The sequence below is a fragment of the Chryseobacterium indologenes genome (assembly GCF_002025665.1).
In the GTDB taxonomy this organism is placed as follows: domain Bacteria; phylum Bacteroidota; class Bacteroidia; order Flavobacteriales; family Weeksellaceae; genus Chryseobacterium; species Chryseobacterium metallicongregator.
Genome location: NZ_CP018786.1, coordinates 3199308 through 3214248 on the forward strand (window position 1 = coordinate 3199308; position 14941 = coordinate 3214248).

Below are 14941 nucleotides of genomic sequence, written 5' to 3' on the forward strand. Positions count from 1 at the left end.
CATTGGTCGTGTTATATGAAAATACCTGAGCAGATGCACAAACAAAATAGTGTAAAAATAAGAACGTATAAAAACAAATATAGTTGTCGGGATAACCCAACAACTATATAATAAATATTAGTATTTTTATCCTATTAATATGTAACGCTTATTTAGGACTAGTCATCGCAGAATACAATCATTTACTATTGCTCTGTAAATTATTTTTTTTGGGTCGAAGGATGAGCCTTATGGAAGGATTATTTGTTATAAATAATCTTAGCCAATCCAGAGCTAAACGGAGTTTATTCCGAAAACCCACTAAGGGAATAATATGAATAAACAGCCAGGTCAACCACGCTGTAACTCCCTTAAATGAAAATCCTGGAAGATCTACCACTGCATTGAATTTTGAAATGATAGCCATAGTTCCTTTATCTTTATATATAAATGGTGATAAGATTTTCTCATCTTCAATTCTTTTAAAGTTTTTACCTAAATTCTTACCTTGTTGAATAGCCACTTGTGCTAACTGAGGATGGCCATTGGGATATTTTTCTTCCGTTGTCTGCAAGCATATATCTCCCAAAGCATATATATGATCTGTTGCTTTAACTCTATTATATTCATCTACTAAAATCCTTCTCCCTTTTCCTATACTTTCTTGGGGTAGCCCCTTTACTTCCCGGCCAATGACTCCTGAAGTCCAGATCAATGTTTCTGTTTCAATAGATTTTCCGTCTGCCAGTATGACTTTTGATTCAACATAATCTTTTACTGCAACATTTAAAATAATTTTAACACCAAGCTTCTCCAATTTATGATAAGCTGCCTCCTGAGCCATTTTACTCATGGGGGAAAGTAAAGAAGGAAGCGCGTCGATAAGGTAAATATGAGAAAAACCACGATTAATTTCAGGATATTCTTTCTCTGCTATGTATTGTCCCATTTCAGCAATCATTCCCGCCAGTTCTACACCAGTAGGACCGCCTCCTGCAATCACAATATTCTGCAACTTCGGTGAGTCTTTTACTTTTTTATTTCTTGCAGCTTCTTCCATTGTCAAAAGCATATAATTCCTTACATAAATTGCTTCATCAATAGTTTTCATAGGGAGGGCGAATTTCTGTACATTCTCCATTCCAAAGAAGTTGGATTCAGTACCCATTGCTAAAACAAGCTCATCATATTGAAGTTCTCCATTCTCCGTTTCTATAGTTTTTGTTTCAGGAATCACCCTCACTAAACTCCCCATGTAAAACCGTACGTTTTTATAGTTTGAAAATAGCTTTCTGAATGGATAACTAATATTCGAAGCTTCAATAAAAGAAGTAGCAACCTGGTAGATAAGTGGCGGAAAAAAATGGTAATTGTTTTTATCTACCAACGTTATTATAAATCTGTTATCGTTTACCAAAGATTTTATAAGGTTAATTCCTGCGAATCCTCCACCTACAATGACAATATGTTTTTTCATATCTAATCGAAGTTAAAGTTAAAATACATTTTATTGATAAAGGCAAATGAAAACAGCACTATTTGTTAACTTATTAGTCTATGCGTTTAGAAATACTCTTATCTGTTAAACCTTTCATAATCGTTATATATTTCCTAATCTATTTATAGCTTTTAAAAGATCAATTCCTTTTCCTAAAATCGATTTGAAGAGATCTCCCTTTTCCTGTAAGCGTTCTGCCATATTATGGATTGTAAAATTGGTAGGATGAAGACCTTTTTTCACTTCATTCCATTCTAATGGTGTAGAAACAGGGGCTCCGGGTTTTGGACGTACGCTATATACACTTGCCAATGTCTGTGCTCGTCTGTTCTGTAAATAATCCAGATAAATTTTATTTTTATCTCTTTTTTGGAGACTCCTTTCCAGTGTAGTAAGTTCCGGAAGTTCCTGATGAACCAATTGCATAAGCACATGTCCAAAATCTTTCACCTGATCATACGTATACTTCGCTCCCATAGGAATATATACATGAATACCAGAACTTCCTGATGTTTTCGGATAGCCTATAATACCTGCTTTATCCAGAACTTCTTTAACAGCCAATGCTGTTTCTATCACATCTTCAAATGTATTTTTTTCTGAAGGATCAAGATCAAGCACCAAATAATCGGGAAAATCTACCTTCGGTGTATGACTTGTCCAGATATTCAGTTCAATACAGCCCAAATTATTCAGATATGCCAAGGTTTCCTTATCATTACAAATGATATAATTGATGTATTTATCATTACTTTCAGAGAATATTTTTTGCAAAGTCACCCAACCCGGTGTATGTTCATCAGCATCTTTCTGATAAAAGCTCAACCCTTCGATCCCATTCGGAAAACGGTTGAGTGATTGTGGACGGTTTTTCAAATGAGGTAAAATAAATTTAGAAATACTCTGATAATACTCTATAATGTCACCTTTTGTAATTCCGTCCGCGGGAAAATACAGTTTATTCTGATTGGTAAGTGTGACCTGCTGTTTTCCGATTTTCTTGACTATATCTGTGGTAGTTGTTTTTTTTGATGTTGCTTTAGCTTTCATTTCAGGCTGTTTTTGAGGTGAATTCGTATCAAATTTTACATCCGTATCATCAATATCTTCTCTTAGTCTTAAAAAAACCGGATGCCGGTATATATGGTCTTTTGTAAGTTCTGTATATTTTATCTCAGCTACCAATTCAGGTTTAAGCCATGTTGCTTTGGAATTGGTTTTGGGAGTTATTTTAAATGCTGATTCCTTCACTACCAGAGGTTGTAATTTCTGGTGAATCTCTTTAAGACTTTGCTCTGTAAATCCTGTCCCTGTATGTCCACAAAATATGAGCTCCCCATTCAGATATTTCCCTAAAATAAGTGATCCGAAATGTTTTCTTGCTCCTTTCGGAGCAGTGAAACCACAGATTACTGCTTCATCACTTTGATGGATCTTTATTTTCAGCCATTCGGAGCTTCTGATGTTTTCTTTGTATTCACTGTCTGCTTTTTTGGCTATAATTCCTTCCAATCCCATATTTTCGGCAGCCTGAAAGAAATCTTTTCCGTTTTGAAGAATATGATCATGATACTTGATAATGTCATTTTCAATTAAAGCTTCTTTCAGCAGTTCTTTTCGCTGTAAATAAGAAAGGTTTTCTGTGGAATGTCCGTTCAGCCATAGTAAATCGAATACCTGATAGATGAGGACCAGGTCTGTATTTTGTTCTGCAATTCTCGGCAGCCATTGGAAATTAGGTTTTCCTTTATCATCATATGCAACGACTTCACCGTCCAGAACCATTTCGTGGTTCTGAATTTTGAGTGCATCGGAAACTTTTCTAAATGATTTTGAAAAATCCAGTCCGTTTCTGGAATACAACCGGATTTCACCATCTCTTATATCGGCAATCGCTCTATACCCATCCCACTTTATTTCAAAAGCCCAATCTTTGTTATCAAACGGTTTTTCGCTTGTTTTACAGAGCATGGGTCTGATAAAATCGGGAAGTTTTTTTTCTCCGGAAAGTGCCGACGTATAATTTTTGTAATGTTTTAAGCTTTCGGCGGTATTATTTTTTTTTTTACTGCTTTTCTCCTGAAGGTAAGCTGTAACTTTAGAGTTTTTTGGGGTTTGCTCTTCAGCATCATAGTCTTCTGCAACAGCATAGCGGTCTTTATGTTTGATAAGAAGCCATGCATTTTCCTCTGTTGAATTTTTAATTTTCACCAAAGCAAACTCACCTTTCAGTTTTTTACCATGCAAAATAAACTTAAGGGATTGCTTATGCAGTTCCGAACGCATAACCAGATCATCACTTTTTCCATCTATTTTTTCCAAAGGTTCATAGGTTCCTTCGTCCCAGATTTCAACTTCACCGGCACCATAATTTCCTTTGGGAATGCTTCCTTCAAATGTGCGGTATTCATAAGGATGATCTTCTACCATCATCGCCAGTCTTTTATCAGAAGGATTAAGGGAAGGTCCTTTCGGAACTGCCCAGCTTTTAAGAACACCCTCCATTTCAAGTCGAAAATCATAATGCAGACGTGTTGCTGCGTGACGCTGAATCACAAATCTCAGTTTTGCTGTACTTTCCTTTTCTTTGCCTTCCGGTTCGGAAGTTACCTTAAAATCTCTCTTTTTATGATATTCTTCTAATGGCATTTTACAAAAATTTAAAGTTAAACGAAAAATGATTATCTGATTAAAGTCTTATCCTGCTTTTCTTTTTCCTGACTCAAGGCTGGCCTTCAGCATTGCCATAAGGTCAGTCGCTTTTCCCGCAGGCTCTTTTGTTTCCTTAACTTTTGCTCTTTTACCTTTTGCTTTCTGCTTTATAATTTTCAAAAGATCTTCATTATATGTATCTCTGTACTTCAAAGGATCGAAAGTCTCTGCTAAAGATTTAATTAATGTTTCTGCCATTTTGAGTTCCTCAGCTTTCGGTGCTTTTCCTGAAGGTATTTTCAGATCTTCATACGTTCTCATTTCTTCCGGATACCTCATCCTGTTTACCATAAGAATTTCATCTTGATAAGGGCGGATCATGCACAGAATTTCCCTTTCTCTTAAAATAAAAGAGCCTATCCCCGCCATTTTTGTTTTCATTAAGGCTTTCAACAATAATTTGTAGGCTGCTTCTCCATTTTTTTGAGGTTCTAAAAAATAGGGGGTTTCGAAAAGTGCAGGATCCACTTCTTCTTCTTTTACAAACTGTAAAATACTGAGAATTTTTGATTTCTCAGGACTTACCGCCTGAAAATCCTCATCTTCTAATACAATGTATTTATCTTCTATTTTATAGCCCTTTACGATATTTTCCCATGCTACTTCTTTGTTAGTATTTTCATTTACCCTTTTGTATTTGATATTGCTGAGATCTTTTTTATCCAGCATATCCAGATCTAATGTACTCGATTCACTGGCCGAGTACAACTTGATCGGTATATTTACCAATCCAAAACCTATTGCTCCATTCCAGATTGCTCTCATATTTTTTGTTTTAAACTGTTAGAGTACAAAACCTTTTCCAAATTAATGTAAATGCTATTTATTTAGATGTATTTATAAGTTATTTAACACCTTTCTTTTCAAACCGTTATAAATTCAGCAAACCATTTACCAGTGTTTTCCACTCAATTTTTGAAACACCGATCATTCCCCCCGCTGCGATCAAGAGGTTTCTGGCTTTGTCTAAAAACTCAGCGTCCATATTAGGTAATTCATTTCGTCCATATATTCCTACCTGAATAAAGTCTCTTCCTTTAAAAATTCCAAATGTAGAGGTAGCTTGATCAGAATAAAAATGTAATATGTGTTCCGATGTTTTATCCTGAGGATTTTTTGAAGGTCTGCAAGTCATCATCACAAAATCAAGACAAATACCATGGGTCTGCTCTTCAAACAGATCCACAATTTCAACCCAGTCGAAACCCTTGGCTTCTACGGCTCCCGGACCCGGAATATCTATCCTGATATAATCACCAATCAAAGGGTATCTATTAATCATTTTACCCTCTGAATCAAAAAGTTTAAAATCTGCAAACCCTTCGCCACAGTACCTTTTCCAATTGTTGATCAACATGAATCTTTCTCTAAGTGTATTGAAAACTTCCTCAACACGCTCAGGGGCAATATCGTTTTTCTTAGATTCTGTATCGTGGTATCCACCTTTCTTCTGAATGGGAACTCCGAAAATTTCTTTAGGTTTCATAGGTATCATTATTAATTTTCGCTGTGAGGCATATCAACAGGCTTCGATTCGGGAGAGCCTCTTTCACGTAGCCAAATAGATAAAAGGACAAGAGAAGCTACTGCCAGAAATTCACTCTGCCAGTTCTGAAAAGATTCAAACCAGAATCTGGATTCTGAAATATACTGTAATGCTGTTACAGGCGGTTTACTTTTCATTATTTGTTCATCATTAAAATCCGTAAGACTGCCATAGAAATGTAAAATTAAGCTTGCTAGAAAAAGGATTGCAAAAGCAAGTGATAAGGAATGTTTATAGAGCTTCAGCCATATTCCTCCTTTTTTCACAGGCCATGGCGCTTTGGAATGTACCACAGGCTCTCTGTCAACCTCTTCCTTTTCTGTCATAGATTTTGATTCGCTGGAACCTTTTTGTCTGAATGGAACAGAGATTGATTCACAATCAGATTTTTGTGATGAATGTTTACTGATTATACAGCCTGAGAATCTCTACCAATTCGGGTATGGATCGTATTTTCAACTTCTCAAACAACCTGATTTTGTATGTACTGATCGTTGATGAATGGAGGTTCAGCTGATTAGAAATTTCTTTGAGGGGAAGACCTTCTGCAAGTTTATTGGCAATTTGCAATTCGCGGTCTGATAATGCTTCAAAGGGAGAGCTTTTGGCTGTGCCATTTAATGATTCTAAAAAAATCGCTTCTTTTATATTTTCACTGATATACCGGCCCTTACTGAGCATCGCTGTTAAAGCAGTCTCAATTACTTCAGTGGAGCTTAACTTGCTTAGATAGCCACCAGCACCCATTTTCAGATAACGCATTCCATACAGTTCTTCATCCTGCGAAGAAAATATTAGAATTTTTAATGCAGGTTGGTGAATTTTTATGTAATCTATTGCTTCCTGAACAGTACCATTAGGCATATTAACGTCCATAATGGCCAGATCAAATTCTTCTTTCAGAATTAATTTGTACAGCGATTTATAATCCTCTACTTCTGAAACGATGGCATCGGGTCTGAATCGTTTGATTGTTTGTATCAAACCCATCCGGACGATACCATGATCATCTGCTACAACAATGCGAATGTTTGCTTTTAAACCCATTATTCTATAAATTTACGTAAAAAAAGAGAAACCGTAGTACCTTTATTTTCAGCGGAAATAATTTGGATGTTTCCCTTCAGCAAGGATATAAAATTTTTTACAATTTTCAAACTTAATCCAACTCCTTTCTCGCCTGCAGTTCCCAGAAATATAGGATTACCATAAGTGTAGATCCCAGGTAAATACTTTTCATTGATTCCTGTTCCGGAATCAATTATAGAAAGTACAACCTGATCACCTTCCGTAATTACTTGTAAATAAACCTCTTGACCTGGCAATGAATATTTAATGGCGTTGTTGAAAATTTTGTCCAAAACATATTCGAGTAACATCCGATCGCTTGTAAGAAATGCATTATGATCTCCTTTAAAATAAAAATTAATGTTTTTTTCTTTCAATTTAGCAGCATATTTTTCTTCTAAATCGTGAAAAAGATCCATCACCATGATTTTAACGGGTTTAATCTTAAATTCCCCGTATTGTGTTTTTAGCCATGCAATGCTGTCCTGAATAGTTTGCAGATTCTTCTGGGCATCTCGTTTTACCTGCGGCAACAATTTAAAAAAATCTTCCTCACTTAGAGTATTTTGCTCCAGCTCTTCTGTAAGCCACAGAAAGGTTCCAAACAGTTCTTTTGAGTCATGAGACAAAATCGAGATCAATCCGTTCTTGAAATTGATTTCGTTTTCCAGTCTTTCGATTTTTAATTGAAGTTCGTTGATAAAATCATTCATAAATTAAGTATCACGGTTTTAGAAGCTTTTTGATTTTTTTGAAAGAAGGCAGAAAGAGTTATATTGCTTAAATGCAACTAAAAACATATAGTTCAGACCTTTCTTCCAGAAGGTAGCAAGTTAAAAAAAATATCATATTAGTTAAAAAAAAATCAAATGGGATTTACCTGAAATAATACAGGTCCTGTTTTATTTCACAAAAATGACTATGTCAGATTCCAGGAGAATTTTGACTCTGGCAGGCTGTTTACCGGTATTATCGAAAATAGAAAAAAGATGGAATATGGAACACTATCAACAGGTTACTGATCGCAAACAGCTGAATGATGCAAGATAAAAAATGGCAGCCTGAAGTGGCAATAATTAATAGCCAGACTAACAAAATACATCTGCAGGTATTGATAATATAGGAGCTTGATGAAGGAAAAATCATCAAAGGAAGAAAACGTATCTATGGAGATACTTCAGGAAATCTTTTGGGAAGTTTTGTGTTTTCCGCCAATTGTATGGTGAAACTACAGCCATAAAATGCTGTAACAAAATGCTGCATTCAGAAAACGAATTATTGGAAAGTATACAGCTTATTTATTCCGATGGAGGAATTTTTCATCAGCAAATAAAAGCAAAAATGGTAATCTTAGCAGCCAATCACCCATTTTTTGGATGCAGTTACTTTATCAATATTATGTTTCTCCGGCAATTGATTATTGTCCATAAGGAGAAGTCATTTCAAAAAGTATTGTTAAATTGCCGTAAAGCTATAGTAAACATTGATAGAATAAGTGGTGTTTTCCTTTCCTACCAAACTTTGGGCACCCGCAGGTGATATGGTGTATCTTACGTTCAATCCACGGTCCAAAACCGGTGCTCCGTTAAAGAGTATTTTTTGAGGAGTTTTGGATAAGGGAACATTTACAGAACTCCCATCGATGCCAATTTGTAAAATATTTGAATTGATGCTGGTCTGCAGACCGCCTTTCTTGAAATAATTTTCGTCCGATTTTACATAGAGCTCAAAATTTTCATTATTGGACAACGTGATTTGGTTGGGAATGATTTGTGACTGACCGTCGGTGTAATGGGCAGCAGTATTAAAATTGAAGTTTACATTGCGTCCGGAACTTGGGATGGTGATCTCCGACAGAGGAAGCACCTTTAACTGTACAGCCGTATTTTGCAAACTGTTAATTGAGTTATCTGTACTGCTGGCATTGAAGTTCAAATCAAATGTATAAGTTCCGGCTTCAAAAAAAAAGTTTTTAAAATCTTCCGCAGACACATAAAGTTGCGGAATGAAGTTGTTTCTGTTTCCTGCTACAACACTAAAATTAGCAGGAGAAAAATTCTGAAAATCGGAAGATAATGCTTTGGTCGTAAGTGAAGATCCGTTACTACCCAATTTAATGCTTGCTATATTTCTGGTTCCCGGAACACCTTTAGAGGACGTAAACTGAACATTTGAGGCAGCAGCTTTCGCCCAAAAATTAAAATCAACCGTATTTGCTATTTCCGTACTCCCCAGATCCCACACCCTCGTGCTTGTACTGCGGTAGTCATTCAAAGAAGAGATTTCTATATATTTTGTTAAAGAGTTTGCAACCCATTTTATAGCCGAAGGGATGACTAAAATTGTTTTAAAATTACGTGGTGTGAAGTCATTATAATTCTGAGTTATATCCATGGAGTAATTCCCTGCCCGAAAGGCATTGGCACTAAATTGTGAGGCAGGAATTTTAAATGTAAAATTGATATTTCCCCGGTTGAATCCTCCCCCTAGACTGATGGATGGCGGTTCAAACCATCTTATAGCACTTGTACTGAACGACTGAAAACCTGGCAAATAACCTGAAAATCCGGTAGATGGCATCTGCCCGCCCATACTTTCCAACTGCCACAGAAGTGCGGAACCGGGTAAAGTAAGTGAGGAAGAAGAATGAGTAAAATTTGGCCCGGAAACAGAGGTAAATGTAGGAGCGGTTGGGAGTAATCCCAAAAAGGCATAGTCCCAGTTGGTTCTGTTGGCGTTCGTCATTACCCTTGTAGGTACTGAGGTAAATTCGCTCCTGTTAAAAATATTATTTTCAGGAACTGACAGGTAAACATCCTGAGCTTTTGTGGCTGTAGACCCGCACAACACGGTAAAAATTCCTATTAGAAAAGACCTCATCTTTTTCATACTTTTAAATTTAAAACTTTTTCACCTTAATGGTGGTGTCTTTCTTCTTATATTCAAAAACCACTGTTTTTGAGTACCCTTCTTTTGTCACCTGAATAGTTTGGGTAGGTTGTGTATAGCTATATTTGTCATTTTCAATATAGAGAGTGTATTTTCCATCTTTCAGGAAAAACTCAAACTCATTTTTTTGATTAACCACGGCAGTATAGATCATACCCTCTTCACTTTTTGCATATACCACTATTCCGGTTACATCCGTTTCCAAAACATCGTAGGCTTGTCTGATCTCTGTTAATTTCCCACTTACCCTGATGTTTTTTACCAAGCCTACTTTACGATTAATATTGGCATGCACCATAATGACAGGATCCATCATCAATCGGGCACCTGCACTTTCGTTCATTTTCAGTGTGTAAGTACCTTCAGGCACATTCTGAAAAACTACTTTTCCATTCTTATCTGTTATCGCTACATAATTTTCCAGTTTTACAATTTCATTAGCAAGTACCGATTCACCAGATTCCAGAAGTCCATTAAAATTTTTATCTTCAAAGAACTGGAAAGCCACTTTATAATTTCCGAGAGCTGTTGCTGTAGTAAAATATTTTTTAATCCCCACTCTGAACTGGTAATAACTTCCACTGGTTGCATATTCAGCCGTAGATTTATAACCGGAAAGATTAAAATACCCTGTGGTGGACCAGGAAGGCGAAATCTTATACTCCAGATTACCGGTGATATTACTGTTTAAATTTTTATAAAGTTCCGAATAGAAGGTCCCGGCTGAAAAAGATCCAGTCAGATTATGATTAAACATCTGGAAATTATACGAGGCGTAAACATTATAGTTGGCGAAATTACGGTTTCCATCATAATAAGAATTTAAATCAAAGACACTCATTGCGTTCCATTGAGCTGTTCCGTTGAGAGAGAATGATTTATATCTGTAAGATAAAGTCGTTTTCAAACTGTTGAACCATTCTGGATTATCATTCTCTTTTGAATAAGAATATTCCGCTGTCAGGTTCAATCCGTGAGCACCTAATGTAGTACTGATGTTGGCTTCCAACCGGTAAGAAAAAAGTTCCTGCGATGTATAAAAATTAGCTGTTTTTTGTTTTTCAACCTTTGGATAAAGTAGGAAATTCCACTTCTTTAAAGAAAACTGATACCCTAGTCCCAAAGCTTCTGTACTGTTAAAATAATAACGTAAATTAGAGGTATTCCCTGGTTGGATGGGTTCACTCTGGAAACTCAGGAACTCGGGTTCTACCTGCGAATTCTGATATTGGATAAAAGCGCGCTGAGCAGCAGAAAATTGACGGCCAATCCTCTGATTTGAGAAAAAAGATCCCCGTTTGATCCCTGCATAACTTTTGGTGGCAAAAGAATTGAAAGATTGTATATCCCATTTCCCTATTTTCCCTTCGTAATTGGCTCCCATTGAAGCTCCTGTATTTTCGTCTTTATTCGAAAGACCTTTTTCGTTGCTCAGGCCCAACTCCGTGCGGATGATATGTTTTTCGTTGATTAACAATGATGTTACTGCGTTAGCTACCTGTGTATCTACATTAAAGCGCGGATCATGATCGAATATATAGGATACTTTTCCATTGAAAGATTTAGCATTTCCAAAAGCGTATTTTGCACCCGCCATGGTAGATCCTTCTGTTTGCTGGAAATAAGTACCGTACAGATTATAATTACTTTCCAGTGCAAGAACTTCAATCTGATTATTGTTACCAAATTTGGTAGAAACTTTCCCACCTCTTCCGAAAACCGGGTAGTCGTAATCGCTGCTATTAACATTTCCCAAGCGTAAAACCGTATTTTTTCTCTCCAGTTCCAGCCAGGTATCATACACGTTATAAAGGCCGTCTTCAAAATAGTAATCTGCACCGATATTGAAGCGTGATTTTAAATTCTCAGTCACCCGGAATGCTGTATTTCCCCTCAATTGAAGAAAATTGAAACCTGAACTGTTTTCATTATAGCTCATTTCTGCAAAATTACTTCCGCTCACCGCTTCGTTTCCACGGGCAATTTGTCTGTTGTGCGATAAAATAACTAAGTAGATCGTGTTGCTTCCCACAATTTTATTATCAAGCAGATCTGTGACGATTGCATTAATATTAAATTCCGGATAAAGTGTATTCTGTTTTCTGACTGCGATTTTGATCTCAACCGTTTGTTTTTCTAAACCTTCCAAAGATAAGGTTTGCTGTTTGGGCAAAATTTCCAAACCATCAGGAATTGACTGCAAATCAATCTTAACGGTGCGTTTACTATACCCCTGGTTTTCTACAGTCAGCAGAATTGAGGATTGGGGCAAAGCAGGGTTAATGAAATTTTCGTAGGTCGCTGTATAAATCGCGATGTTTTTGTTCTCGCCTTTAGCGACAAAGAATGAGGCACTTTCAGTTCTGGTGACCGTTGGAGTGGCATACGAAACCTGGAATTGGACCGTATTGGATCTCAGTTTCATAAAATCCACGTTGGCGATCAGTTTCACAGGAAGATTTTTAGACTGACCAGCGCCCAAGGTGAAGTCATTTTTGGGATAGAAAAGCAATCCCGGATATTGTTCCTGAGGGATGATATTCTGAATTGTAATCTCTTCAGAACTTTTATTCTCAATGACCAGGAAATTAGTAAAAGTAGAACCCTTCTCAACAGTTACACTGTCATTTTCAAAATGGATTTGTATATCCTTCTTTTCCTGTGCAAAGGCCCACGAAAAGTGCAGAAGAACAAATACAAAAAATAAGATTGTTCTTCTTAGTACTGATATTGATATTCCATTCTGTGGTTTCAAAGCGTAATTTTAAAATTTAAAGTTTTTTTCTCCTACACGTAAATCATTGGATTCTGCCATTTTGACGATAACCACGCCAAGGAAGTTCCCTGAAATGTTCTCTGGTAAAGAAAACTGAACAACCTGATTGGTATCCGGAAACATGGAGATGGAAATTGCGGGTAATTTTATTTCTTTACCACTGTCTGTATTGGTAAGTTCAAACTCAACGGTAGCATCATTGATAGTGTTTCCATCATTATGGATGCTTACTGCAACTTTTCTATTCACCGCATTTTCATTGCTCACTTCTGAAATATTGGTGATATCCAAACTTTTCACATGGTTTCCCGGTGGAGTGTAAAAGATGTGAAGTCCCACCTCAAATAAAGTGATAATACCAATACCATTCTGAATACGTGCCTTATCTGCCTGCTGAGGAAGTTGTGTAAAAAACAGCATGCTGTTTGTAACGACAGACTGTGATGCGTTTGCCGGAATCTGCATGGTTACTACAATCTCCTTTGTACTTTTCGCAGGAACTGTTACAGTGTTTTCTAAGGTGGATACCCAAGAGGCATTGGAAGTTTTTGAACTGCCTGCTTCAAGATAAACCTTATTTCCGTCTTCTTCTCTAACCCAATCTTTATAGTTGAGATTAAAAACATACTCCTTATCCGAGCTGTTTTGAAGCGTGACTGTCTTTGTTACTTTTTCTCCTGGATTACCTGTGAAAAACAAGCGTGTAGGTGACATAGAGATACTTTGTGCCAGAAGTGAAGAAGACCCTGTAAGGATAAAGAAAATGAAAAGATGAATAAACTTGTGCATGGTGTAAATAGTTTAATAATAAAAGATTCTCAAAACTACTGAAAACGTAGCAAAATGAGCCTTTCCAAACTAAAAATTTTATTATAAAGCAGTCGCGGTATAAGTTACTGTTTGTGTATAAGTTCCGGCTGGTTTACCTAAAATATCAGAAGAAGATGATTTTGCTGCTGGAATTGTGTAGTCCAAATTCAGTGTTAATGCACTTCCAAGAGGAGCATTCGCTACTAAGGTTCTTTCTCCTGCAGATAAAACCACATCATTTTTTGTTCCGCCCATAGTTCCGGCTGCTGTAGCTGCTTTAATTGTCAAAACATCTACAGGAATTGAATTTAAACCATTGACGAAATTTGGGCCTCCTGCTTTTACTTTAACATTAAAGTTCTTTGTAGAAGTAACTTTCAAAGCGTTGGCTTTAGTAATTGTCTGATCAGAGTTATAGTCTGCTGCAGTAACATAGTTAAAGGCAACTGTCCCGCCAATGGCAGTACTTCCTGCGTCGATGGAGATTACATCGTTCAGGGTAATGTTTACCGTTGTGGTTGCTGTAGTATTTTGAGCTTGAACATTGTTAGTTCCTAATATGATCGCTCCAAAAGTTAAGGCTGTGATTACGATTTGTTTTGTCATGGTAGTATTATTTAATTGTTATTCTTGTTTAACTGTTCTCTTTTGAACACTACAAATCTACAGCGGTGATAAAAGTTTCTTTGTAGTGGAAGACGGAAGTGCATGTAGTAAAATAACTACAGAATTACTCCTTGGGTTTAAATAGAAAAACCCTCAGCACTTTCCAGGTACTGAGGGCATGTATATTGATGTGTTTTTTTATATTGATGTGTTTTTTATTATAAAGCTGTCGCAGTGTAAGTTACTGTTTGCGTATAAGTTCCGGCTGGTTTACCTAAAATATCAGAAGATGAGGATTTTGCTGCTGGAATAGTGTAATCCAGATTCAATGTTAAGGCACTTCCAAGAGGAGCATTGGTAACTAAATTCTGATCCGTTGCAGATAAAACTACAGTATTTTTTGTTCCGCCCATTGTTCCGGCAGCTGTAGCTGCTTTAATTGTCAAAACATTGACAGGGATTAGGTTCGTCCCATTCATAAAATTAGCACCTCCTGCTTTTACTTTAACATTAAAGTTCTTCGTGGAAGTAACTTTCAAAGAGTTGGCTTTAGTAATGGTCTGATCAGAGTTGTAATCTGCTGCAGTAACGTAGTTAAAGTCAACTGTATTACCAATGGCAGTACTTCCTGCGTCAATGGAGATTACGTCGTTCAGAGTAATGTTTACCGTTGTGGTTGCAGTTGTATTTTGAGCTTGAACATTGTTAGTTCCTAATATGATCGCTCCAAAAGTTAAGGCTGTGATTACGATTTGTTTTTTCATGATGGTAATATTTTATTGTTATTTTTTACTTAATTGTTATCTTTTGTATACTGCAAATTTATAGTGGTGCTAAAAGTTTCTTTGTAGTGGAAAAAGGAAGTTCACGTAGTAAAATCACTACATGGTTTATTCATTTGACTTAAATAGTAAAACCCTCAACACTTAGAAAGTGTTGAGGGCATATATAAATTGCTGTTATTTCTATTATAAAGCTGTCGTAATATAAATTCCCG

At 36.5% G+C, this 14941-nt stretch carries 13 protein-coding genes; 1 reads left to right on the top strand and 12 read right to left on the bottom strand.

Features of this window, described 5'->3' with window-relative positions:
* Window positions 1-178 precede the first annotated feature (178 nt).
* The 7 genes from BUE84_RS14570 to BUE84_RS14600 form a co-directional block, all read right to left on the bottom strand.
* On the bottom strand, window positions 179-1456 hold the full coding sequence (locus tag BUE84_RS14570) for an NAD(P)/FAD-dependent oxidoreductase (RefSeq protein ID WP_079242261.1): 1278 nt from the start codon (window positions 1454-1456) through the stop codon (window positions 179-181).
* A gap of 123 nt (window positions 1457-1579) precedes the next feature.
* A complete protein-coding gene (ligD, locus tag BUE84_RS14575) occupies window positions 1580-4126 on the bottom strand; it encodes a DNA ligase D (RefSeq protein WP_079242262.1) in 2547 nt (848 codons plus the stop codon).
* A gap of 48 nt (window positions 4127-4174) precedes the next feature.
* Window positions 4175-4954, bottom strand: coding sequence for a Ku protein (locus tag BUE84_RS14580; protein WP_079242263.1), 780 nt, complete (start codon window positions 4952-4954; stop codon window positions 4175-4177).
* A 106-nt stretch (window positions 4955-5060) separates the two neighbouring features.
* A complete protein-coding gene (locus tag BUE84_RS14585) occupies window positions 5061-5675 on the bottom strand; it encodes a hypothetical protein (RefSeq protein ID WP_145953257.1) in 615 nt (204 codons plus the stop codon).
* Window positions 5676-5686: 11 nt separating this feature from the next.
* Window positions 5687-6061 (bottom strand): DUF6766 family protein, encoded by a 375-nt coding sequence (locus tag BUE84_RS14590; protein ID WP_185116995.1) that lies wholly within the window; start codon window positions 6059-6061, stop codon window positions 5687-5689.
* A gap of 76 nt (window positions 6062-6137) precedes the next feature.
* On the bottom strand, window positions 6138-6782 hold the full coding sequence (locus BUE84_RS14595) for a response regulator transcription factor (RefSeq protein ID WP_079242265.1): 645 nt from the start codon (window positions 6780-6782) through the stop codon (window positions 6138-6140).
* On the bottom strand, window positions 6782-7516 hold the full coding sequence (locus BUE84_RS14600) for a sensor histidine kinase (protein ID WP_079242266.1): 735 nt from the start codon (window positions 7514-7516) through the stop codon (window positions 6782-6784). The genes BUE84_RS14595 and BUE84_RS14600 overlap by 1 nt, the downstream gene beginning before the upstream one ends.
* Before the next feature lie 208 nt (window positions 7517-7724).
* Between BUE84_RS14600 and BUE84_RS24950 the strand changes: the two genes are divergently transcribed.
* Window positions 7725-7853, top strand: a complete 129-nt coding sequence (locus BUE84_RS24950) for a hypothetical protein (RefSeq protein WP_262487959.1) — start codon at window positions 7725-7727, stop codon at window positions 7851-7853.
* Between the two features lie 405 nt (window positions 7854-8258).
* On the opposite strand, the gene BUE84_RS14605 is transcribed toward BUE84_RS24950, so the two are convergent.
* From BUE84_RS14605 to BUE84_RS14625, 5 genes are all read right to left on the bottom strand, one after another.
* Window positions 8259-9692, bottom strand: a complete 1434-nt coding sequence (locus BUE84_RS14605; protein ID WP_079242267.1) for a hypothetical protein — start codon at window positions 9690-9692, stop codon at window positions 8259-8261.
* A 10-nt stretch (window positions 9693-9702) separates the two neighbouring features.
* Window positions 9703-12507 carry a hypothetical protein gene (locus BUE84_RS14610; RefSeq protein ID WP_238594265.1) on the bottom strand — a complete coding sequence of 935 codons (2805 nt, stop codon included), beginning with the start codon at window positions 12505-12507 and terminating at the stop codon, window positions 9703-9705.
* Between the two features lie 9 nt (window positions 12508-12516).
* Window positions 12517-13317: a WxL protein peptidoglycan domain-containing protein gene (locus BUE84_RS14615; RefSeq protein ID WP_238594266.1), complete on the bottom strand. Its 801-nt coding sequence runs from the start codon at window positions 13315-13317 to the stop codon at window positions 12517-12519.
* Window positions 13318-13398: 81 nt separating this feature from the next.
* Window positions 13399-13944, bottom strand: a complete 546-nt coding sequence (locus BUE84_RS14620) for a peptidoglycan-binding protein LysM (protein ID WP_079242268.1) — start codon at window positions 13942-13944, stop codon at window positions 13399-13401.
* Between the two features lie 218 nt (window positions 13945-14162).
* Entirely contained in the window at window positions 14163-14708 is a 546-nt protein-coding gene (locus BUE84_RS14625) for a peptidoglycan-binding protein LysM (RefSeq protein WP_079242269.1), read from the bottom strand.
* Window positions 14709-14941: the final 233 nt, after the last annotated feature.